Annotated in this window: 23 protein-coding genes; 7 read left to right on the top strand and 16 right to left on the bottom strand. The window is 44.8% G+C overall.

The genetic code is table 11. From position 1 onward, the window contains the following. Positions 1-169: 169 nt before the first annotated feature. Both FZC79_RS17660 and FZC79_RS17655 read right to left on the bottom strand, forming a co-directional pair. Positions 170-736, bottom strand: coding sequence for a thioredoxin family protein (locus FZC79_RS17660; RefSeq protein WP_187442858.1), 567 nt, complete (start codon positions 734-736; stop codon positions 170-172). 360 nt (positions 737-1,096) lie between these two features. Next, positions 1,097-1,531 carry a hypothetical protein gene (locus FZC79_RS17655; RefSeq protein ID WP_148948073.1) on the bottom strand — a complete coding sequence of 145 codons (435 nt, stop codon included), beginning with the start codon at positions 1,529-1,531 and terminating at the stop codon, positions 1,097-1,099. Between the two features lie 104 nt (positions 1,532-1,635). Between FZC79_RS17655 and FZC79_RS23310 the strand changes: the two genes are divergently transcribed. Continuing rightward, positions 1,636-1,791: a hypothetical protein gene (locus FZC79_RS23310; protein WP_187442857.1), complete on the top strand. Its 156-nt coding sequence runs from the start codon at positions 1,636-1,638 to the stop codon at positions 1,789-1,791. On the opposite strand, the gene FZC79_RS17650 is transcribed toward FZC79_RS23310, so the two are convergent. The 3 genes from FZC79_RS17650 to FZC79_RS17640 form a co-directional block, all read right to left on the bottom strand. Continuing rightward, positions 1,788-2,207 carry a hypothetical protein gene (locus FZC79_RS17650; protein ID WP_148948072.1) on the bottom strand — a complete coding sequence of 140 codons (420 nt, stop codon included), beginning with the start codon at positions 2,205-2,207 and terminating at the stop codon, positions 1,788-1,790. The two genes, FZC79_RS23310 and FZC79_RS17650, sit on opposite strands and share 4 nt — an antisense overlap. A 146-nt stretch (positions 2,208-2,353) precedes the next feature. Then, a complete protein-coding gene (locus tag FZC79_RS17645; RefSeq protein WP_148948071.1) occupies positions 2,354-3,127 on the bottom strand; it encodes an HAD-IIB family hydrolase in 774 nt (257 codons plus the stop codon). Then, positions 3,124-3,618, bottom strand: a complete 495-nt coding sequence (locus FZC79_RS17640) for a DNA topology modulation protein FlaR (RefSeq protein ID WP_187442856.1) — start codon at positions 3,616-3,618, stop codon at positions 3,124-3,126. Before FZC79_RS17640 ends, FZC79_RS17645 begins: the two co-directional genes overlap by 4 nt. 238 nt (positions 3,619-3,856) lie before the next feature. Between FZC79_RS17640 and FZC79_RS17635 the strand changes: the two genes are divergently transcribed. From FZC79_RS17635 to FZC79_RS17625, 3 genes are all read left to right on the top strand, one after another. Beyond that, the gene (locus FZC79_RS17635; protein ID WP_148948070.1) at positions 3,857-4,435 is read left to right on the top strand and encodes a biotin transporter BioY; all 579 of its coding nucleotides are present in this window, start codon (positions 3,857-3,859) and stop codon (positions 4,433-4,435) included. A 93-nt stretch (positions 4,436-4,528) separates the two neighbouring features. Further along, positions 4,529-5,521: a biotin synthase BioB gene (gene bioB, locus FZC79_RS17630; RefSeq protein ID WP_148948069.1), complete on the top strand. Its 993-nt coding sequence runs from the start codon at positions 4,529-4,531 to the stop codon at positions 5,519-5,521. Between the two features lie 109 nt (positions 5,522-5,630). Next, the gene (locus tag FZC79_RS17625) at positions 5,631-5,981 is read left to right on the top strand and encodes a VOC family protein (protein ID WP_148948068.1); all 351 of its coding nucleotides are present in this window, start codon (positions 5,631-5,633) and stop codon (positions 5,979-5,981) included. Between the two features lie 141 nt (positions 5,982-6,122). On the opposite strand, the gene FZC79_RS17620 is transcribed toward FZC79_RS17625, so the two are convergent. The 4 genes from FZC79_RS17620 to gatC all read right to left on the bottom strand — a co-directional run bounded on the left by FZC79_RS17620 (position 6,123) and on the right by gatC (position 10,414). Continuing rightward, complete coding sequence (locus tag FZC79_RS17620; RefSeq protein ID WP_148948067.1) at positions 6,123-6,449, bottom strand: hypothetical protein; 327 nt, start codon at positions 6,447-6,449, stop codon at positions 6,123-6,125. 758 nt (positions 6,450-7,207) lie between these two features. Then, positions 7,208-8,638, bottom strand: a complete 1,431-nt coding sequence (gatB, locus tag FZC79_RS17615; RefSeq protein ID WP_148948066.1) for an Asp-tRNA(Asn)/Glu-tRNA(Gln) amidotransferase subunit GatB — start codon at positions 8,636-8,638, stop codon at positions 7,208-7,210. A 12-nt stretch (positions 8,639-8,650) separates the two neighbouring features. Further along, a complete protein-coding gene (gene gatA, locus FZC79_RS17610) occupies positions 8,651-10,111 on the bottom strand; it encodes an Asp-tRNA(Asn)/Glu-tRNA(Gln) amidotransferase subunit GatA (RefSeq protein WP_148948065.1) in 1,461 nt (486 codons plus the stop codon). 12 nt (positions 10,112-10,123) lie between these two features. After that, complete coding sequence (gatC, locus tag FZC79_RS17605) at positions 10,124-10,414, bottom strand: Asp-tRNA(Asn)/Glu-tRNA(Gln) amidotransferase subunit GatC (protein ID WP_148948064.1); 291 nt, start codon at positions 10,412-10,414, stop codon at positions 10,124-10,126. A 473-nt stretch (positions 10,415-10,887) separates the two neighbouring features. Between gatC and FZC79_RS17600 the strand changes: the two genes are divergently transcribed. The 3 genes from FZC79_RS17600 (at position 10,888) to FZC79_RS17590 (ending at position 12,991) form a co-directional block, all read left to right on the top strand. Beyond that, a complete protein-coding gene (locus tag FZC79_RS17600; RefSeq protein ID WP_353733618.1) occupies positions 10,888-11,253 on the top strand; it encodes a cupin domain-containing protein in 366 nt (121 codons plus the stop codon). Positions 11,254-11,450: 197 nt separating this feature from the next. Next, the gene (locus FZC79_RS17595) at positions 11,451-11,927 is read left to right on the top strand and encodes a hypothetical protein (protein WP_148948062.1); all 477 of its coding nucleotides are present in this window, start codon (positions 11,451-11,453) and stop codon (positions 11,925-11,927) included. Next, positions 11,918-12,991 (top strand): AbrB family transcriptional regulator, encoded by a 1,074-nt coding sequence (locus FZC79_RS17590; protein WP_148948061.1) that lies wholly within the window; start codon positions 11,918-11,920, stop codon positions 12,989-12,991. Before FZC79_RS17595 ends, FZC79_RS17590 begins: the two co-directional genes overlap by 10 nt. Before the next feature lie 59 nt (positions 12,992-13,050). On the opposite strand, the gene FZC79_RS17585 is transcribed toward FZC79_RS17590, so the two are convergent. The 7 genes from FZC79_RS17585 to ligA all read right to left on the bottom strand — a co-directional run bounded on the left by FZC79_RS17585 (position 13,051) and on the right by ligA (position 21,402). Continuing rightward, a complete protein-coding gene (locus FZC79_RS17585) occupies positions 13,051-13,491 on the bottom strand; it encodes a YueI family protein (protein WP_148948060.1) in 441 nt (146 codons plus the stop codon). A gap of 65 nt (positions 13,492-13,556) precedes the next feature. Then, entirely contained in the window at positions 13,557-14,459 is a 903-nt protein-coding gene (locus FZC79_RS17580; RefSeq protein ID WP_187442855.1) for a GDSL-type esterase/lipase family protein, read from the bottom strand. Between the two features lie 302 nt (positions 14,460-14,761). After that, positions 14,762-15,109 (bottom strand): hypothetical protein, encoded by a 348-nt coding sequence (locus FZC79_RS17575; RefSeq protein WP_148948058.1) that lies wholly within the window; start codon positions 15,107-15,109, stop codon positions 14,762-14,764. A 174-nt stretch (positions 15,110-15,283) separates the two neighbouring features. Beyond that, positions 15,284-15,583: a hypothetical protein gene (locus tag FZC79_RS23305; RefSeq protein ID WP_187442854.1), complete on the bottom strand. Its 300-nt coding sequence runs from the start codon at positions 15,581-15,583 to the stop codon at positions 15,284-15,286. Between the two features lie 287 nt (positions 15,584-15,870). Further along, positions 15,871-17,361, bottom strand: coding sequence for a sodium/proline symporter PutP (gene putP / locus FZC79_RS17565; protein ID WP_148948057.1), 1,491 nt, complete (start codon positions 17,359-17,361; stop codon positions 15,871-15,873). 867 nt (positions 17,362-18,228) lie between these two features. Then, on the bottom strand, positions 18,229-19,380 hold the full coding sequence (locus tag FZC79_RS17560; protein WP_148948056.1) for a CamS family sex pheromone protein: 1,152 nt from the start codon (positions 19,378-19,380) through the stop codon (positions 18,229-18,231). Positions 19,381-19,395: 15 nt separating this feature from the next. After that, positions 19,396-21,402 (bottom strand): NAD-dependent DNA ligase LigA, encoded by a 2,007-nt coding sequence (gene ligA, locus FZC79_RS17555; RefSeq protein ID WP_148948055.1) that lies wholly within the window; start codon positions 21,400-21,402, stop codon positions 19,396-19,398. Positions 21,403-21,422 lie beyond the last annotated feature (20 nt).

Below are 21,422 nucleotides of genomic sequence, written 5' to 3'. Positions count from 1 at the left end.
AAAGAGTTCCATTTCCACACCCGCTTTGCTGCTTTAAAGCACGACAAGGGACTGTCCCTCTTCGTGCTTTAAAGCGTCAGTGCGCTATAGGGGACTGTCCCTTTCATCACTTTAACGCGGCAGCACACAGAAGGGGACTGTCCCCCATTCAGGACAGTCCCCTTTCTTTTTACATTTGAACTTGATTCATGAGAGTGGTTTTGATGCTCTGGAAGACTTCATGCCAGATGGCTTCGTTTCCTGTGTATTGGGCTGTCAGCCTGCCGATCATTTCTTTTTGCGCCTGCGGGAAGGTTTCATGATCACTGGGCGGAAGTTTTGCTTTCTCTTCATCCACAAGCTGCTGGACCATTTGCGCCCTCGGTCCCCAAACGGCCTGCTCATTGAAATCGCTGTCCACGAAGATGAAAATCGGAATTGCCCGGGATGTGCCGTTCGTCAAGTACTGATCCATCAATTCAAGATTCTCATCCCTGTTCAGCGTGCGCACATCCATACCGGCTGCTTCCGCTATTCTAAGCAGAACAGGCAGGTTGACCATCGCATCTCCACACCAGTCCTCTGTCAATACAATGACATTCAAATCCTTCAATGCAACTTGTTTTAAGTTTTCTTTTTCACTTTCGGGAACGGTAAAGCTTCGATAAATTCTCTGCAAATTATCTTTGTGGGCTTTCATCCCATCTATATATTCTTGAGGCGTCTGCCCCTTTTCAAACCACCGTTTAAGATCCATTGATATCCTCCTTGTACCTTCACCTGGCTGCTGAGTACTCCCAGCTTATTCTCTATTAACTTTTCATTAAAATTTGATACTTTTGTAAAAGTATTGTTTGAAAAAAATATGCTTACAGGCATATAATTAATTAAAGACCTAATTACATACCTTTGCAAGAAATAAATAATTCTGCGAAAAAATCCGCGCATAAAAAAGAGACTGCTGCTTCTGCGACAGCCTCATGCTATTTAACATTTCTGGGAACTCTCAATGATATTCTTGAATTTAGCATAGTAATGCTTCAGCTCGGTTACGCTATCTGCCTCCTTTATTTTTTCCAAATAGTTCTCTGCTTTGGAATATTGCTCCGGGGGCAACTTAACTGTTGTTTTCTTCTCTTTCTTGGACTTCGCCAACAGGTTTCACCTCATTATGTTTTGAAGATCCTCCTATAGTAGAGGTCGTCTCGAGCTGATAATTTGAAAGCTCTTGAAGGTATTCCCATTTTGTTTTTTCCAGGTTTTGCTCGATTTTTCTTGTAATCACCGAACTTCCGCCAATGCCGGATAATAAACTGATATAAATCACATACCAGACGGGTACCGTTTCCACAACAGGCAATACTGACAAGTAACCGGCCAACACCCCAATAATGATATCTTTTGAGGATCCAAAGACATAATGCTTCTCTCCACCTTCATCAACGAGAATACGGGGAAATGTAAAGCGGCCGCCTTTAAAAACTAAAATATGTCCTAAGCCACCAATACCTCCCATCAACATCGGTAACAGTATCAATTCAATTAAGGACATTTCATCCACCCTCTGGATTGATTTACTAATAGTATACATTATTTACAGAATTTTCTGAATAGACAATTGGACACAATTTTGTCCATTACAGAGGAAGGTGCCGCATGCGTAAAATTGTGCTGAAAGTCTCGTCAATCGACAAGCTTCGATTTCAAAATTTCCTGGTCTTGATGCAAAAGGCGGAAAGCAAGGCAGAAGCTGACATGTATTTTCGCCTAGCAAAAAAGATTATCCAGAAGGGCGACCTGAAACAAAACTAGAAAACGACCTTGTAACTTTGATACAGCATAAAAAGGGCGCCCCCCATAAAAGCGAACAAAACAACCAGAAGAAAATACCTGAAGCGATATGCCAGCGGATGCTTATACTCCCCGGGGTCCTTCCATTTTTCCATTTCTTTTGGAAAATGATAAACGAACAGAATCAAAGCCGGAACCGCGCCAATCAGGATAAAACCGAGAAATAAGAACTGATTGAACTGCTCCATCCTTCCCTCGTCCCAAACCGACTTCAATACCTCGCCAACCGCTACAAAGAACAAGAGAATCAACATTCCATTGGATGTGAACTGGTCGGTGAATGACTGCCCCTGTCTTATCCCCCTGACAATCAGGTACGGGGTAAGAAACAGCAGCAATACGGCAAACGCCAAAAAGATGAGAGCTTCCCCTGTCATTCGTTACCACACTCCAATACTACGTAATAAGTTGCTTTTACATACCTTCTATTTGAAACAAAACCAAGCAATCTGTAAAAAAGATCACCGTCCTTATCAGCTTTATTAAAATTTTATACGAGAGCCCTTCTCTGCCTCAAGCCATATTATCCAACCATCATACGCTGCTTCTCCGCGAGTTCCTCCAATTTCCTGAGGATGTCTTCCTCATAATCCCCTTGCAGTGTAATGGTATCAGTCGCATATGAGGAGAGCTCTTCATGATGGCCGATCATGACCGTGTGTCCTGCGTGCTGGAAAAGGGAGATATCGTTGGCATCATTGCCAAAGGCTATGTATTCTGACTCTTCGATTCCCACCGCTTTTAACGCACTCCATTTATCAATGTTCTTAGGAGAAATATCAATCACCTTTTCATTCCGGTGAGTATGTATCGTGACATCCAGCGCTGATAGTTCTTCTGCCATTTTTTCAAAAGCGGTTGCCGTCAGGATCAACACTTTAAGGACTGCAAACAGACTCTCAATCGACACAGAATTTGCCAGGTTGGCCTGATCCAGATTCCCGAGGATTGGGTGATTCGCAGGTCCTGTATAACAATAATCCCAGTCGCCATCAATTAAATACGCTGCCTCATACTTGACTATCAGCTCCTTGATCCGTCCCAAGTCACCTTCCGGGAAGGCCTGGGAAAAAACCAGATCACCGTCCCTGTATATCATGGAGCCATTTCCACCGATAAGCGTATTCGTATGGAAGCGGGGGTGAAGCACCGGGAGCATGTCACGGATCGGCCTGGCCGAAGCAAAAATAACCTCATGTCCGCTATCTTCCAATTTTTCAAGAGCCTCCATAATCCGTTCTGTTACCGGCTGCCCTTTAAAACAAATCGTTCCGTCCAAATCAAATACGAATTTCATCGAGTGATCTCCTTTATGCTGTTAATATCTGTCATGATTTTAACTTTTTCTTCAAGGGGTTTAAGCATTGTCATGATTTCTGGTTTGCTGACTCTCTCAAATTGATAGTTCCATTGATACATCTTTTTAAGCATACTCCATGTCTGTTTGTAGTTTCCTTTTTCAAAACCAAGCTTCTGGACGGTAAAACGTTTTAGGATCCGCCAGTTTCGCACAGCGATTGGGGTGTCAAGGTAAATAATGATGTCAGCTTCCTGAAACCCTTTTGTCGTCCAGGTATGATGAACTCCTTCAATGATCCAGTCCTTCTGGTTTATAATTCTAGTAAATTCCTCGTCTCGTACTTCCGGACTGTTTCGGATATCCCCGTTTTCATGCCTATGCCAGACGACGTTGTCCAATTCATAGAGAGGAATGTCCATTTCTGCTGACATCCTTCTGCCAAGCGTTGATTTGCCGCTGCCGACCGAACCGATAATATGTATTTTCATTGTGACTCCTGTTTTATTAATTTATTGCGGTTTAGATTGTACCTCTTAAAGAGTAAATCCTATTAAGCGCATAATCTGTTCTCAGATTTTTATATAAAATTTCCCTCTCTTCTATTTCGTTCTGAGGTGGGTTAAATCCTTCTTTGAATTTAAGTTAACTAATTTATTGAAATAGGTTGACACAAAATAAGGTTTTAATATATTCTATTTTCAGAAAACAAATAGGAGGATACATACTATGAAACTCAAAGCTATCGACATCACAATGGCGGCCATGTTCGCCGCTCTTATGGCTATCGGCGCCAATCTTACTTCCATGCTGGTCATTGGCGGTGTTCCTATCACACTGCAGACGTTCTTCTGCGTGCTGGCCGGATTGATTCTGGGAAGCAGGCTGGGAGCCATCTCCATGACGGTCTATGCTCTGATCGGCTTAGTCGGTGCACCAGTATTCGCCGGTTTCACTGGAGGACCAGGTGTTCTATTGAAACCAACTTTTGGATTCATTCTTTCTTATATTCTAGTAGCTTACATTGTCGGCAAAATGGTCGAGGCGAAATCAGGCAAAAAAATGTTCATCACTGCAGCCCTTGTCGGTATGACCGTGAACTACGTGCTGGGGACCAACTGGATGTACGCCGCTTACATCTTCTGGGCAGATGCGCCTGAAGGATTCTCTTATGGAATGGCTTGGGCATGGATGCTTGCTCCGCTGCCGAAAGACATCATTCTATCCGCTTTTGCAGGAGCCGTTGCACCGCGCTTCCTGGCAGCCATCCGCAAAAACACGAATACTCTTACCAGCAAAGCTGCATAATCACTCTCCTCCGGAAATCACTTCTTCCGGATTTTTTTATCCAACAACCGATATTTAAAGCTGAATAATTTCTTTAAAAGGAGACGGAATTCTATGACCTATTGGAATGAACTTGCTGGACGTGTACTGAACGGAGAAGAACTGATAGATACGGAAGCTCTATCCATTTTGGAATGCCCCGATGACGAAATCCTGCTTTTATTACACGGAGCTTTCCAAATACGAAAGCACTACTACGGCAAAAAAGTGAAGCTCAATATGATTATGAATGCCAAGTCTGGATTATGTCCGGAAAACTGCGGCTACTGTGCACAGTCTTCCATTTCCAATGCCCCTATTGAATCCTATCGAATGGTGAACAAAGAAACGCTGCTGCAGGGAGCGGAGCAGGCACACAAAATGAATGTCGGCACTTACTGCATCGTCGCGAGCGGACGCGGACCGAGCAGCCGCGATGTCAACACGGTCATCAGCGCTGTCGAAGATATCAAACAAAACTATGACTTGAAAATCTGTGCCTGCCTTGGGATCCTGAAGCCTGAGCAAGCCAGGCGCTTGAAGGAGGCTGGAGTTGACCGCTACAACCATAACCTCAACACCTCAAAAGGCCACCATGACAGCATTACTACTTCTCATACATATGACGACAGAATTTCGACGGTCAATACAGCAAAAGAAGCGGGTATCTCCCCCTGCTCCGGCGTCATCATCGGGATGAAGGAGACCAAGGAAGATGTCATTGATATGGCACGCAGCCTGAAAGCACTGGATGCCGATTCAATTCCTGTGAACTTCCTGCATGCAATTGACGGAACGCCACTCGAAGGCACGGATGTGCTTGATCCCCGTTATTGCCTGAAAACATTGGCTCTGTTCCGCTATATCAATCCTTCTAAAGAAATCCGGATATCCGGCGGCCGGGAAGTTAACCTGCGCAGCCTGCAGCCGCTGGGCCTATATGCCGCCAACTCTATATTCGTCGGCGACTACCTGACAACCGCAGGCCAGGAAAGCACTAAAGACCATGAAATGCTCAGGGATTTAGGATTCGAAATAGATTACGTTCCTGCTACAGAAACTGTATAATAGTTCCAGGCGAATGGGGAGATTGTTTATTTTATTTGCTTTAAAGCACTAAAAGGGACTGTCCCTCTTCGCACTTTAAAGCATTAAAGAATTCAGAGGAGGAATGGGGATGGCACAGGCTTGCGTGATCAGTATTTATGTAAAGGATATGAGTGAAGCTCTTGATTTTTACGGAGATGTACTTGGGTTTGAAGTAAACAAAAGGTATGGAGCTTCCATTGTATCGCTTGTTCATGACGGACTGCCGATTGTTTTGGAAGAACGGAAGCAGCAAGCTGCAGGAGGTTCAGGAATTGTCCTGGGACTTCAGACAGCGGATATTTACCAGACGGCGCAGGCACTTAAAAAACATGGAGTGGAGCTTCTCATGCCGGAACCTGCCGACTGCCCGCCGGGTAAATACATAAGCTTTAAAGACCCATCAGGAAACACTCTGGAATATTTACAGTTTATCGAGTAGAAAAAATAAACGCTTGGAAGAAGGTTGAACAGCTTCTTCCAAGCGTTTTTCATATGGAAAAGTATGCGGCCGGGACACTCTAAAATCCCGAACCATTAAGAACCACATTACCTTCGCTCTATTCCCCAACTAATTTTCTTCCTATTTTTCCAGATGGCGTTCAAATTTAACAAAAGAATAAATTCTATATCCAACTGGGATTAATGCCAGTAAAAATGCCCATTTCATTACCCCTTCTGCAAATATCGGCCAAAGCGCGGCCAGAATCAGTGAAATGACCGCGGTGACATTTCCCGCCAAGCCATTGATGGGTTCATTGCTTACGAATAACGTCCTTGCTCCTTTAATATTGCTTCCGAAGCATCTCTCATGAAATGGGACCACCTCTAGCATCATTGTTGAAGTTATGAGATCATCTCTCACTTTGATCTGCTTTTGGCAGAAGTCACAATAAATTTCCTTCGACATCCTTCTTCACCTCGATTGCATAATGAGACGGCCCAACAGCCATTCTCCTGTTCTTGCTTCACATCCCGCCTCTTATTCTACTTCTATAGTACAAGGGAGTTTCCCTGCCTTTGTGGATTCAGCCAATGGCTCTTGAGTGCTTTAATTACTCACCCTTCTGTTCCGATATTTTTATAGCGTGTTGAACAGTTGGGAGCTGTACTTGATGGCCTATTTCAGCTTGAGTCAGGGATGTTGGGTATTTAGGGGCTCTCTTGGTGACCTTTTGAAGTGGAACTCTTGCAGTTTGGGCAGGTAGGAGCTTTCTTGGTGACCTTTTGAAGTGGAACTCTTGATGTTCGGGCAGGTAGGAGCTCTCTTGGTGACCTTTTGCAGTGGATCTCTTTCAGTTTGGGCAGGTAGGAGCTTTCTTGGTGACCTTTTGAAGTGGAACTCTTGCAGTTTGGGCAGGTAGGAGCTTTCTTGGTGACCTTTTGAAGTGGAACTCTTGCAGTTTGGGCAGGTAGGGGCTCTCTTAGGAAACTGCGGGCTGATTTTCGGCGGCTGGTGTCTCTCGGATATCGCTCGAGTAACACCACATGGCTGGTTTTCTGCAGCAGGTGTCTTTCAGAATCGGTTGGAGTGTCACCTGCTGCAGCGACCTGCGGACAAAGCTCATTCTAAGTCATCAATCAATTGCACTATCCAGCTCCCCCACTGCCCAATCCACATAAAAAACCCGCCGGCAGCAGCCGGTCGGGTTAATTGACAAAGCTTTATTAACGCTTGTTCATTTCTTCGATCAATAGTTTGTTGACCATCGGCGGGTTGGCCTGGCCTTTGGTCTTTTTCATGATCTGTCCGACAAGGAATCCAAGGGCACGGTCTTTACCGTTCTTGAAGTCTTCGATGGACTGCGGATTGTCGTCCAGCGTCGCAGAGACGATTTTCAGAAGTTCGCCTTCATCGGAGATTTGGACTAATCCTTTCTCTTTGACGATTTGCGAAGGGTCTCCTCCTTTTTCAACAAGCTCCTTGAAGACTTTCTTCGCCATTTTAGAAGACAGTGTTCCGTCCTGGATCAGCTTGATCATGCCTGCAAGTCCTTCCGGTGTCATCGGCAGGTCCTGCAGCTCTTTTTGTTCAGCGTTCATGTAGGCAGATACTTCACCCATCAGCCAGTTGGATGCCTGTTTGATGTCGGCTCCAGCAGCGACTGTTGCTTCGAAGTAATCGGACATTTCCTTCGTGAGTGTAAGAACCATCGCGTCATACGCAGGCAGTCCCATGTCTTCCACATACCGTTTTTGGCGGGCATCCGGAAGCTCTGGAATCTCGGCACGCACGCGCTCTTTCCACTCTTCATCAATGTGAAGAAGCACTAGATCCGGCTCTGGGAAGTAACGGTAATCATCCGAGCCTTCTTTAACACGCATAAGGATCGTTTTGCCTGTCGCTTCGTCGAAACGGCGTGTTTCCTGCTCAATGATTCCGCCTGAAAGCAGAACTTTTTCCTGGCGGATCTGCTCGTGCTCAATCCCTTTTCGAACGAAGTTGAAGGAGTTCAGGTTCTTCAGCTCGGCCTTTGTACCGAACTTCTCCTGTCCGATCGGGCGCAATGAGATGTTGGCGTCACAGCGAAGAGATCCCTCTTCCATTTTACAATCGGAAACGCCTGTATATTGGATGATAGATTTTAATTTTTCCAAGTAAGCATACGCTTCAGCCGGTGTACGAAGATCCGGCTCAGATACGATTTCAATCAGCGGTGTACCTTGGCGGTTGTAATCAACGAGCGAATACCCATCGCCAGAGTGGTTCAGTTTTCCGGCATCCTCTTCAAGATGCAGGCGGGTGATCCCGATACGCTTCTTGTAGCCGTCTACCTCGATTTCGATCCATCCGTTCTCACCGATTGGCTTATCGAACTGTGAGATCTGGTAGGCTTTCGGGTTATCAGGATAGAAATAGTTTTTGCGGTCGAACTTGGTATCTGACGCGATTTCACAGTTCAGGGCAAGCGCCGCTTTCATTCCGAAATCGATGGCACGCTTGTTGACAACAGGAAGAACGCCCGGGTAACCTAAATCGATCACGTTTGTGTTGGTGTTTGGCTCTGCGCCGAAATGGTTCGGGGCAGGAGAGAACATTTTCGAATCTGTTTTTAGCTCAACATGGACTTCAAGTCCGATAATCGTTTCAAAGTTCATTGATTTCACCCCTTACAATTGTGGTTTTTGTGTATGGAAGTCTGTCGCCTGCTCATAAGCATGTGCAACACGGTAAATTGTGCTTTCATCAAAGTGCTTTCCGATGATTTGAAGACCAAGTGGAAGCCCGTCTTTTGAAAAACCGCATGGAACCGAGATTCCTGGTACACCCGCAAGATTCACTGGGATGGTTAAAAGATCATTCGCATACATCGTAAGCGGATCATCGATTTTTTCCCCAATTTTAAATGCAGGAGTCGGCGTTGTTGGTCCAATGATGACATCATAGTTTTCAAAGACATCTTCAAAATCTTTTTTAATCAGCGTACGAGCCTGCTGGCCTTTTTTGTAATAAGCATCATAATAGCCGGAGCTTAATGCGAAAGTTCCGAGCATGATACGGCGTTTCACCTCATCACCGAAGCCTTCTGCACGTGTCTTTTTGTAGAGATCAAGAAGGTTCTCAGGGTTTGGCGTGCGGTAGCCGTAACGGATTCCGTCAAAACGGCTCAAGTTGGAAGACGCTTCGGATGAAGCAAGGATATAGTATGTAGCTACACCATATTTAGAGTGTGGAAGAGACACTTCATCAACCGTCGCCCCCATGCTTTCAAGCAGCTTCAACGCGGCCATTACCGATTGGCGGGCTTCTTCTCCAACGCCCTCACCAAGGTATTCTTTCGGTACGGCGATTCTCAGTCCTTTAACATCACCTGTCAGAGCTGCAGCATAGTCCGGCACTTCAACATTTGCTGAAGTTGTATCATTCGCATCGACACCTGCAATAGCTTGTAAAAGGTAGGCATTGTCTTCAACATTGCGCGTGATCGGGCCGATTTGGTCAAGGGAAGACGCAAACGCTACAAGACCGAAACGGGAAACACGTCCATATGTAGGCTTTAGTCCAACAGTTCCTGTAAAGGCTGCCGGCTGGCGGATCGATCCGCCTGTATCTGAACCAAGGGAAAATGGTACTTCTCCTGCTGCAACGGAAGCCGCTGATCCACCGGATGAACCGCCCGGCACCGTATCAAGGTTCCATGGATTGCTGGTTTTTTGGAAACCGGAGTTTTCTGTGGAAGAACCCATGGCGAATTCGTCCATATTCAGCTTTCCGATTGTTACTGTTTCCGCATCACGCAGTTTATTCACGACTGTGGCATCATAAATCGGATTGAAGTTTTCAAGGATTTTACTGGCACAAGTCGTGCGAAGGCCTTTCGTCACGATGTTGTCTTTAACACCGATCGGCATACCGAACAGCAAGCCCTTTGCTTCGTCCGTTCCAATTTTCTTATCCAATTCCTTTGCTTTTGCACGTGCATTTTCTTCATCGAGCGTTAAAAAAGCTTTCACTTTTCCTTCAACCGCGCCAATTCTTTTATAAGATTCATCCACTAAGTCGCTGACAGAAACTTCTTTCTTCTGCATCAGTTCATGAAGTTCCGTTAATTTATGGTCGAATAATGACATTGAATTTCCCTCCTATTCTAAAACAGATGGCACACGGACCTGTCCATCCTGGTGGTCTGGTGCATTTTTCAAAACTTCTTCCTGCGGCAAGCCCTTCACAGGCTTATCTTCACGCACGATATTTTTCATCTCCAACACATGTGTTGTCGGATCGACGTTCTCTGTATCAAGCTCATTCAGCTGCTCTGCAAAGCCAATGATGGCATCCAGTTGAGTCGTGAATTTTTGGGCTTCTTCTTCTGTGATCGCAAGACGGGCAAGGTGTGCCACATGCTTGACCTGATCTTCTGAGATTCTTGACATACTATTCACCTCCGCAAAATTTCGAACACTAGCAATACTATTGATAATATCAAAATTTCAGTCGAAATGGCAACTAAGTCCCGTCATTTCGCTGTTTTTTTCAACCTTTTTTGATAGGGCTATCTGGTTTAACGCGTTAATGCACTAAGAGGGACTGTCCCTTTTCGTACTTCAGTGTACTAAAGTCCCTAACCCCATTCTAACATGATGGTCTTTTTTTCAGGAAAGTATAAGCGGCGGCGGGTTTCTTCATTAATATAAGCTCTTTTAGTCCGTTTTGCTGCTATTGAATATAAATTTCGAAAACGATTGCTAATTGAGCGAAGAAAACCTGGTAAGCAAGAAAGAATAGATCTGATCTCCTGTTTAGCGGTATGAACCGGCACTTGGAATTTTTCCGAAAGCAGCAATTCATGAGAAAACCTCCTTACTATAGAAGGAAATGAGAGTGGCTTGGCGAATAGAAGGTTGAGGTGATTTCATTGAAGATTTTTACATACTATCAACAGGACGGCAGAATCATTGACCGTTTCGACAGCAAAGGGGCTGTCATTCATCCTCTTGTTAAGTCAGAAAAACCTTTCCAGATTGGCTGTATGTATCTTGACCAAAACAGTGTACTCGGTATGCATGAAGCGATGTGTCCGCAGCTTTTCATTGTAACAGAAGGCAGCGGCTGGGTAAGGGTTGAAGGCGGGGAAAAAATCCCTGTTGAAAAAGGGACTGCCGTGTTCTGGGATACTGGTGAGAACCACGAATCCGGTTCTGATACCGGAATGACCGCCATTGTTGCGGAAGGAGAAGCATTCGATCCTGAGAGATTTTTAGGTTTGAAGTAGGTTCAGAAACCACTGAGCTGAACTCGTTAAATACCAATAATAAGTGCTTCTGGATGACCAAGCTAATACATACGAAATAATGGTTGGTTGAGTGAAATCATCCTTTTTTAATGAAACTGCCCTTGCGAGTCACAGATTCGCAGGGCAGCTTTTTTTGTTGCGTTCAGCACCTCTGCTCCCCGTTATGACCTTGCCTCATGTTGAAAGGAGCCAGTGAAAAGCCGGATTCGTTGATAGACAGGTACTTTTCGTTGATAGATAGCCTGAATTCGTTGATAGCAGCACCTTTTTCGTTGATAGACAGCCTGATTTCGTCGATAGCAGTACCATTTTCGTTGATAGACAGCCAAAACTCGTCGATAGCAGCAAATATACCGTTGATAGACGGCCTGATTTCGTCGACAGGAGAGCCGATCGACCTCTTAAGCAGACGGTTTTCTCTTTCAACAGTCCATGTGGTAAGCTTATTCTCATCAAGGCTGGATTTTCCGATGCCATCTCCATTAAAAATAGAAAGTAAGGTTGATTCGATTTATATCATAAACTTTACAGCCCAAGCTGCCCGCAATTGTAGTCAGCATAATGAAATTCTCGCACGTCCAAGAGTACACGGTTTCACCAATACAATCATTACGATATTACTACTCATTGAAGAAGGGATTACATGTTCTTAAAATTTTTCTATACACTTCTGATCGGCTTGGCCGGAGGATGGGTTTTTAGTCTGCTTCATATTCCCTTGGCATGGATGCTTGGTTCGATGACTGCGGTATTCGCTGCTGAGAAACTGACCCCCTTTAAGGTATATTGGCCGCCCATTTTCCGGAATATCGGCTTGATTATCGTCGGATATGCGATCGGGCAGTCTTTTTCACGGGATACAGCACTTGAAATTTTCCATCAGCTTCCGTGGATGCTGTTCCTGACTGTCCTTCTTCTTTTATTCAGCGGCGTTCTCGCCTTGTTCATTACAAAATTGACGGGAATCAATCTGAAGTCTACCATTACCGGCTGCATTCCAGGCGGGTTGTCTCAAATGGTCGTCCTGGGAGAAGAACTCGAGGATATCGATGTTACCGTCGTGACGATTATCCAGGTCGTCCGGCTGCTATCTGTGATTTTCATTGTTCCCTTCCTGGCGTTCAGCCCCCTTTTTCAAGGAGCAAAAGACGGGCTTGTGGAGGGTCCTGCATCAGCAGCTTTTACTATAAGCCTCCCGCTGCTGATCTTTTTCGCAGCTGCGGCTGCCTCTGCCCTGATTGCGGTTAAGCTTAAGCTTCCCACTCCGACCTTATTGGGACCCATACTGGGTATTGGTCTGTTATCGGCATCTGGAATCGCTGTCTCTCATATGCCTGATGCCGCTATCATCGCCGCCCAGATTTTCCTCGGAATTTATTTTAGTAAAATGATGAAATTCGAGGGTTCAGGTTCTCTATCCAAGTTCATTGGGCTCACTGTGGCAACGTCCATCCTGCTTGTCGGCTTCACGTTCGGACTTGGAGCGATTTTGATGGCGTCACACCATATTTCATTCATCACTTCATTTCTGAGCATGGCTCCTGGAGGTATGGCAGAGATGGCCATCGTGGGACAGGCCTTACATGCGGACCTATCCATCATTACCGGCTACCATCTGTTCCGTATCCTGTTCATTCTGTTTGTAGTGCCGATTATCCTCAAATGGCTTTTTAGAAGAAAACTATTTTCCCCTGATTCGACAAATTCCGGGGCGTGACTGTCACCAAACACAAAGCGTGCCGCTATAGAAGCGGCACGCTTATTGAATAGACATTATTATCGAAACAACTTCGCGAAGAAGGATTTCTTTTTAGCTTTTACCTTGGGCTCAGCCTGTTGGCCTTCTTGACTTTCGTCGATATAGATCTCTTCTTTATCAATGGCATGTGGATAGGCAAGCACCAGGCCGATATCCGTGTTATGCTCCTTGTTGGTCACCATTGTATAGTGGATCCCATATTTTTCAGCGAGCTTAATATATTTGGACAGATACGTATAACTCATATTGCCGTTCAGAAACATATGAGCACCCGCATTCTTTTTCATTAATGATTCAGCCTGTGGCAGGGTCCCTTTTCTCCTGACCTGCCGCTGGGTCAAAGCAAACACGATCCTTTCTCTGATCGTACCGAGGAACTTCCTCCGTTCGTCCGGTTTCGTCTGCTTCTGTCCATACATTCCCTGCTGCAAGTATTCATCGACATTCGATCTTTCCACTTCTTACACCTCCACATTGATACTCAGATTCCCTACACTATATGTTACCGTTAAAAAAATTGCAATCACAAGGGGTTTCTCTGTACCATCAGCAATTCCTCTGTCCGCGAAATAATTTCCTTACCGATTCTTCTATATCCTTCCTCATTAGGATGAAAAAAATCTTCCGCCAAATACTTATTTGTTTCCTCCTCAAAAAGATGCTGAATGGAAATAAACGTTGTATTAGGATACATTTCCAAAAGGTTCTTCGTGGAAGCATTCCAGGAGGTGATAATTTGATCAAACTCTTTTACATCTGCCAAAGATTCAAAGACAGGATTAAAGATACCGATAAAATAGACCGGCACATCTTCATTCAAAATCCGGATCGTTGACATGATCTTCCGAAGATCTGCTTTGAAGCTCTCTTCTCCCTTTGTAAAATCTCCAATGCTCAAGTCATTGAAGTTGTGGTTAAACACAGAAATCAGATCATTGCCGCCGACAGTCATAAATAAGACATCCGCGTTTTCGATATCACTCTGAAGGTTGGGCTGTTCCAGCATTCTCAATAAATGGCCTGCCTGGGCTCCATATACACTATGATTAACCAAAACCACCTTGTCATTTTGCTGCTGGTAAAAGGTTTTGACGGAGTTTAGATAGCCGTCCGGGTGCTCACTGCCTGTCCCTAAAGTCAGGGAGTCACCGATTCCAACAATCGCAAAACTGTCACCGTCTATTTCGCTCCACGGTATTTCAATCTCCGGTGTTTTATATTGAAAAGCCACTCTTTCCATAAAAGTCTCTTCTTCTGCGGATGCTTTCTTTTCCCCTTTGATCACTTCTGAAAAAAAAGCGGGTTCATCAATGAGGGCTTTCTCATCAGAAGATGGAGCCGGAGAATTGATGGAAGGGGGATAGGTATAGAATACTGCGAGCATTACTGCCGCTGCTGGAAATACGAATAAGAATACCTTTTTCATGCCGACTCCGTCCTTTTCTGAAATTGCACCATCAAGGCACATTTAACAGTAGCAGTATCGGCATGTCCCCATTGCTTAATACGTATAAGTTGCACCAAAAGCGGAAGCGCCCTGATCAGCTCCGACAGGCAAATGTTCCAAAGAGAAAAAAGGCGCTCTTTCCTTTTATTCTCTGAGGGTTATTTGACCTCGAAAGGGCTGGCCAAAATAACATCGCTTTAACTCTCCCCTGGGGTTTTACTACATCAAAAAAGCGCCTGCATGGTAACAGACGCTGATATTATCAAATTTTCAAACAGCTATTATTCATCTTCGTCCAATTCTTCCTCTGCTTCATCAATTGCTTCTCCAGCTTCTTCTTCCAGTTCTTCTTCTGTAGATTCTGCTGCATCCTCAACTTCTTCGCCGGCTTCATCTATTCCTTCTTCTGATTCTTCCCCGGCATCATCAATTTCTTCTTCAGCTGCCTCTCCTGCATCTTCTGCTTCTTCCTCAAGGTTATCGGCACCTTCTTCTACGTCTACACTATTGTCTTCCGCTTCCTGTTCAACTTCTTCCATGTCTGCTGCTTCATTATCATCCTGAGCGCAGCCTGCCAAGAAAAGACCAGCTGCCATTGGAACTGCTGCTATTAGATTGCGTTTTTTCATTTCCATTACCTCCTAGTCTTTTTTTGCTATATTTTTCTCTTTCCCTTATTATCAGAAAAAAAACATTATCCCCTAAATCGGAAAAGAACCTTTACCTGTCGGGAAAAGGTTCTCCATTATAACTATTAGGTTAAACAGATGAACTGTCCTGCTATGTGATCGAGGCGTATCCTTCTACTCTTCTTCATTCGTATCTTCTTCTGTTTCCTCTACCGCCTCTTCAATTTCTTCCCCGGCATTATTTGCGCCACCTTCTATTTCTTTCCCTGCTTCCTCTGCATCTTCTTCTATATCTTCTACCTCTTCTTCCACTTCATCCAAGCCTTCTTCTGATTCTTGGTCCAGCTCTTCGGCACCTTGTTCTGTTTCCTCTTCTACTTCCTCAAAGTTATCCGAATTGCCATCATCGGAACACCCTGCCAATAAAAGACCGGCCGCAAGCGGAAAAGCTGCAAATACATTACGTTTTTTCATTCCCATTCCTCCTAGTCTTTCTAGTAATTTTTGTATACCCCTTGTCCTGATCCCAAAACCTATCAAAAGCGGAAGCACCTCGATCAGCCCCGACAGGCAAATGTTCCTCAGAGAAAAAAAGGGTGCTCTTTCCTTTTATTCTCTGAGGGTTATTTGACCCCGAGGGGCTAGGTGCGTAGCTGGACGTGGATAAGATTATCCACAAATGGTGACTTTATAATTTTCCAGGCAACAAAAAACCGTCCATCGGATAATCCGATGGACGGTGCAGCACTATGGCTTCTATATTATTTGGTTATATCATTTGCCACAGCTGAATCAAATTCAGCCTTAATCTCTTCACTAGGCTGTGGTCCAACTTTGGAGAAGATTATGATAGCGAGTGTAGCCAGGATGAAACCAGGAACCATTTCATATAGTTCAGTTTCAAGCATAGGCCATACAACAACTGTTACAGCTCCAGTAATCATACCAGCCAGTGCACCGTTTCGTGTCATGCCTTTCCAGAACAGAGCCAACACGATAACCGGTCCAAACGCAGATCCGAATCCAGCCCAAGCGTAACTTACAAGGTCCAGGATACTTGATGCATTTTCATTGGCAGGGTTACCTCCAAGTGCAAGAAGCACCGCTATAACTGCAATCAGAATAACTCCAAAACGTCCTACCCAAACCAATTCTTGATCAGAAGCATTCTTGCGGAGAATGGCTTTATAAAAATCCTCTGCAAGGGCACTTGAAGAAACAAGAAGCTGAGAGTCGATTGTACTCATGATCGCAGACAGGATTGCTGCTAAAAGGATACCCGATACCCAAGGGTTGAATAGCACATCCGTGAACAGGATGAATACTTTTTCAGAGTTGTCGACTCCGTTTGCAATAAGCGGATCGGCCGCAAAGTAAGCAATCCCCGCAAGGCCGACCAATACTGCACCAGCTACAGAAACGATCATCCAGCTCATACCGATCAAACGCGCTTTCGGTACATCTTTTGTTGATCTTAATGCCATAAAACGAGTAATGATATGCGGCTGGCCGAAGTAGCCAAGCCCCCACGCAAGCAGTGAAATGACACCGATGGCTGAAGCACCTGCGAATAAGTCAAGGCCTTCCGGATTTACGGCAGTCACTTGATCCATAGTGTCTCCCCAGCCTCCAAGTTCAGTGATCGCAACTATCGGCGCTACGACTAAAGCAAGGAACATCAGGATGCCCTGGATGAAGTCAGTCCAGCTGACGGCAAGGAATCCGCCCAGGAATGTGTAAGAAATAATAACGATCGCACCAATAAGAAGTGCAGTATTATAGCTCATCTCAAATGATTCTTGGAATAGAATAGCTCCGCCGACAAGACCTGACGAAGTATAGAAAGTAAAGAAAATCAGGATTACAAGTGCTGAAATAACGCGGAGAATACGGGATCCGTCTTTAAAACGGTTCTCAAAGAAGTCAGGAACTGTGATGGAATCGTTCGCAACCTCTGTGTAAGAGCGAAGTCTGGAAGCAACAAATTTCCAGTTAAGGTAAGCACCGATTGTTAGGCCAATCGCAAGCCAGATGGATCCAAGACCCGATGCATATGCGGCACCCGGCAGACCCAGCAGCAGCCAGGAACTCATATCAGATGCTCCGGCACTCAAAGCCGCAACGCCTGGTTTCAAGCTGCGTCCTCCTAAAACGTAATCAGACAAGTTACTAGTTAATCTGTAAGAAATAATACCAATTGCTAACATACCGACTAAATAAACAATAAACGTGACTAAAGTAGCAGTATCCATATGTTGTCTACATTCTCCTTTCAATACCTTAATATTTTTTTAAGTTGAACCTCTAAGATGAGTAGTGCTTTTTTGCTTTTGACGCTCTTATTTACCCTATGCATCACACTTGTAAACTTATTCATACATACTCCTTCCCGCAGAGGAGATGAATAAGACCGATCAGCCCAGGATAACTCTTCAACATTAATAATCCTAACACATAGTAAACACTAAATCATTTTTAATATTCTGAATATAATTTGACAACTGATTAAATATACGGTTATTTTGTATAAATGTTTCTATGAAAGCGCTTTAGCAATTATATATATTCAGAAAAATTTATAAAATTAAATTCATAATTTGTACAAAACTCTCTATTGCAAACCTGAAAGTAATGGTATCTTTCCTCTCCGGCTCCTGTTTCTTTCTTTAATAATTCCCTCCGTACTTATCTTCATACATGACCCGGCCAAGGCTCCAAAGCTTAAGATCTTACATGCGCCACTCCGGCAGATCTTACTCAAATCACTCCATTCTTCAGAAAATACACCTTCAAATTAGTTCCTGCCCAGACCACTCTTCATCATGAGAAGTCTTCCTAACTACTATTTCCAAAAAATTTTTCATTCACTATCTTCTGAGTTTCCAGCGAGTAGTGACGCCCTTATTTTTCCCGCTTTATCTAGAGCTATGCAAATAATTGAGCAGCTTGCAGAAAAGATTGCTTGCGGGACTTTCTGGCTTCAGGGGCTTTCAATTAAAGGGAGCAAAACACTTTTTTGCTGATGAGTTTTTTACAAAAAAAAATCCCTTTTATACTTGCAGCAAGTTTAAAATTAATACAAAAAAGACCGCCCCTTAAGAGGACAGCCTTCATTTGACTTATTCATAGATGTGCACAAACGGTTCCTTCTCCGGGCCGAGGACGATTAATGCCTCTGGACCATCTCCTGAAGTGATTTCAATCTCTACATTCATCTCATCCGGGAAATTTTCAGCAGCAAGCTCTGCCGCATACTGAGTAAAGCCGATTGTTTCAGCTTTTCCAGCGAATTGGATCGGAATATCAATCTCCAGTTTTTTCATAGCTCCGTCTTTGTAAAAAGCATTTCCTACGACACCTACATAGTTCGGAAAGTAGGTTTCTATTTTCTCTTTAAATTCATTGAAAATGTTCAAGTCTTCAGGATGAGACTCTTCCGCCTCATCAGACGGAAAGAAATAATGCTCTTCATCCACATTGACCCACTCACTGATCGACGAACTTTCTGCTGGAACATTCGCATAGGCGAAATAGCTTCCGGGGGTAACAGAACCTTTACTTGATTGTTCATACATGGCAATCATAATCGGAACTCCATCCAGTTCAGGGTTTTGTCTCATTCTGTTGATCACTTCTTGGGCTATCTCGGTCCCTTGCTGCCTGACTTCTTCATGGCTGATGGTTGTCTGCCTTGTCTCGCCTGTCGATTGGTCCTGATAATAGGATACTGAATTCAGCGCGAGCCCGACAGCGACACCCGAGAGCTGGATTTTATTTCCCTCAAATTTTTCCAAGTAATTATGCTCGATCACGTGGGCAAGGTAGATCGGGGAGTCTTTCCCCTCACCTGGTGTATCTCCAACAGGATTAAGGCCGACATTATCTTTTTCCTCTAATCCTTTTTCTTTCAATTGTTCACTGGTGAACTTCCTGTTCAGCCATGATTGGATTGTTTCCTTGTCCAATATCTGGCCTTCTTTGAAGAGATATTGGTCAGTTGAATAAGCTTCCTTCGCCATTCTGACCAATCCTGATTCAAAGACCTCAATATCATAACGGGATCGCAGGTTGTTGACGACCATCCCCCTTGTGTCTGTTGATTCATAAGGGAGCAGTGTTTTAAAATAATCACTTGAAATCTGATAATTAGGTATGATCGCCTTTTCTGTTTGCTGAGCATCATCTTCCACTACTTGCTCCTGTTTTTCAAACGCGGGAGCACAGCCGCTCAAAACAAGAGCGGCTGCGGCTGCCGCCCACCACTTTTTCATTCATTTCCTCCACCTTTAACGGTTAAGTTCCTCAAGCAGTTTCTCTTCGTCCCATATTTCTATCTCTAATTCTTGAGCCTTGGCGAGTTTCGAACCGGCATCTTCCCCGGCAATAAGGAGGTCTGTTTTCTTGCTGACCGATCCTGTGACCTTTCCGCCAAGCTCTTCAATTTTCTGTTTCGCTTCATTTCTTCCAAGCTGTTCAATCTTTCCTGTCAGAACAACCGTCTTGCCGGCAAAATAGGAATCAATTTCTTCCGCTTTCACGGGTTTTGGACCTTTATATTCGATGTTGACCCCTGCCGCTTTCAGCTCACCGATCAGCTCAATTGCTTCCTCTTTTTCAAAATAAGCGACAACAGCATCTGCCATTTTATCGCCAATCTCGTTAATGGCCGTCAATTCATCCTTCGAAGCATTCATCAGCGTGTCGATTGTTTCAAATTCCTGTGCAAGGGTTTTCGCCGCTTTAGCACCCACATGGCGGATCCCCAGGCCGAATAGGAGCTTTTCCAAAGAATTAGCTTTAGAAGCTTCTATGGCATTCAGCAGGTTATCAACCGATTTCTCGCCCATTCTTTCCAGCTGAAGAAGCTGTTCTCTTTCCAGCCGGTAAATATCGGCTACATCCTCGATCAATCCCTCTTGGAACAGCTGGCTGATAACTTTTTCTCCAAGTCCGTCTATGTTCATGGCATTCCGGGATACGAAATGGATAAGCCCTTCCCTGATTTGTGCCGGGCATTTTGGATTGATGCAGCGAAGCGCAACTTCTCCCTCAAGCCTCACCAGCCCGCTTCCGCATTCAGGGCATTCTTCCGGCATACGGAAATCCAGCTCCTCGCCGGTCCGTCTTTCCTCAAGGACGTTCACCACTTCCGGGATGATGTCCCCTGCCTTTTTAACGACCACATAGTCGCCGATCTTAATATCCTTTTCTCTGATAAGATCTTCATTGTGCAAAGATGCCCGCTGAACCGTTGTACCGGCCACTCTCACAGGTTCAAGGATGGCTGTTGGCGTCACAACCCCTGTCCTTCCGACACTCAACTCGATATCCTTCAGCCTCGTGACAACTTCCTCTGCAGGGAATTTGTACGCGACTGCCCATCGCGGACTCTTGGCAGTGGTCCCCAGCCTCTCCTGCAGTTCGAGGGAATCTACCTTAATAACAATTCCATCGATATCATACTGAAGATCCGGCCTTCTTTCGACCCAGCCTTCTACATACTCAATAACTTCATCGATAGTACTGCATTTCTTTCTCTCTTTATTGGTTTTGAAGCCGAATTTATCTAAAAGATCCAAGCCGGAGCTGTGAGACACAACACCCGTTTCACCGACATCTGCAATGGCATAAAGAAAGATATCCAGGTTCCGGGAAGCGGCAATCCTCGGATCAAGCTGTCTCAGAGAGCCGGCTGCGGCATTGCGTGGATTGGCGAAAGGTTCTTCTTCGCGTTCTTCCTTAGCCTTATTCAATGCTTCGAAAGAACGTTTCGGCATGAACGCTTCTCCTCTTACCTCCATCGTCAATGGCTCTGAAATTCTCAATGGGATAGACTTGATGGTTTTAAGGTTTGCCGTGATGTCTTCACCAACCGTGCCATCTCCCCGTGTCGCCCCCTGTATGAAGAGGCCGTCTTCATAACGGAGGGAAACAGCGAGGCCGTCGATCTTCAATTCACACACGTATGAATAGTCATCTCCCGCTGCCTGGCGGACTTTTCGGTCAAAGTCTCTCAAGTCCTCTTCATTAAAAGCATTACCGAGACTGAGCATCGGGGTTCTGTGTTCGACTTTTTGAAAAGCCTCCAGAGTGTTGCCTCCCACCCTCTGAGTCGGTGAGTCTGCCGTCCTCAGCTCAGGAAATTCGTTCTCGATGGCAATCAGTTCATTCATGACACGGTCATACTCGGCGTCCGGCACCGACGGCTTGTCCAGCACATGATATTCATAATTGTATTGATTTAGGAGATTATGAAGTTCTGCAACTTTTTGTTCTGCGCTTTTGATATCCACAATAACAGCCCTTTCTCGTG

The organism is Rossellomorea vietnamensis (assembly GCF_008180615.1).
Lineage (GTDB): Bacteria > Bacillota > Bacilli > Bacillales > Bacillaceae_B > Rossellomorea > Rossellomorea vietnamensis_D.
This window is presented reverse-complemented; position numbering and strand designations above follow the sequence as displayed.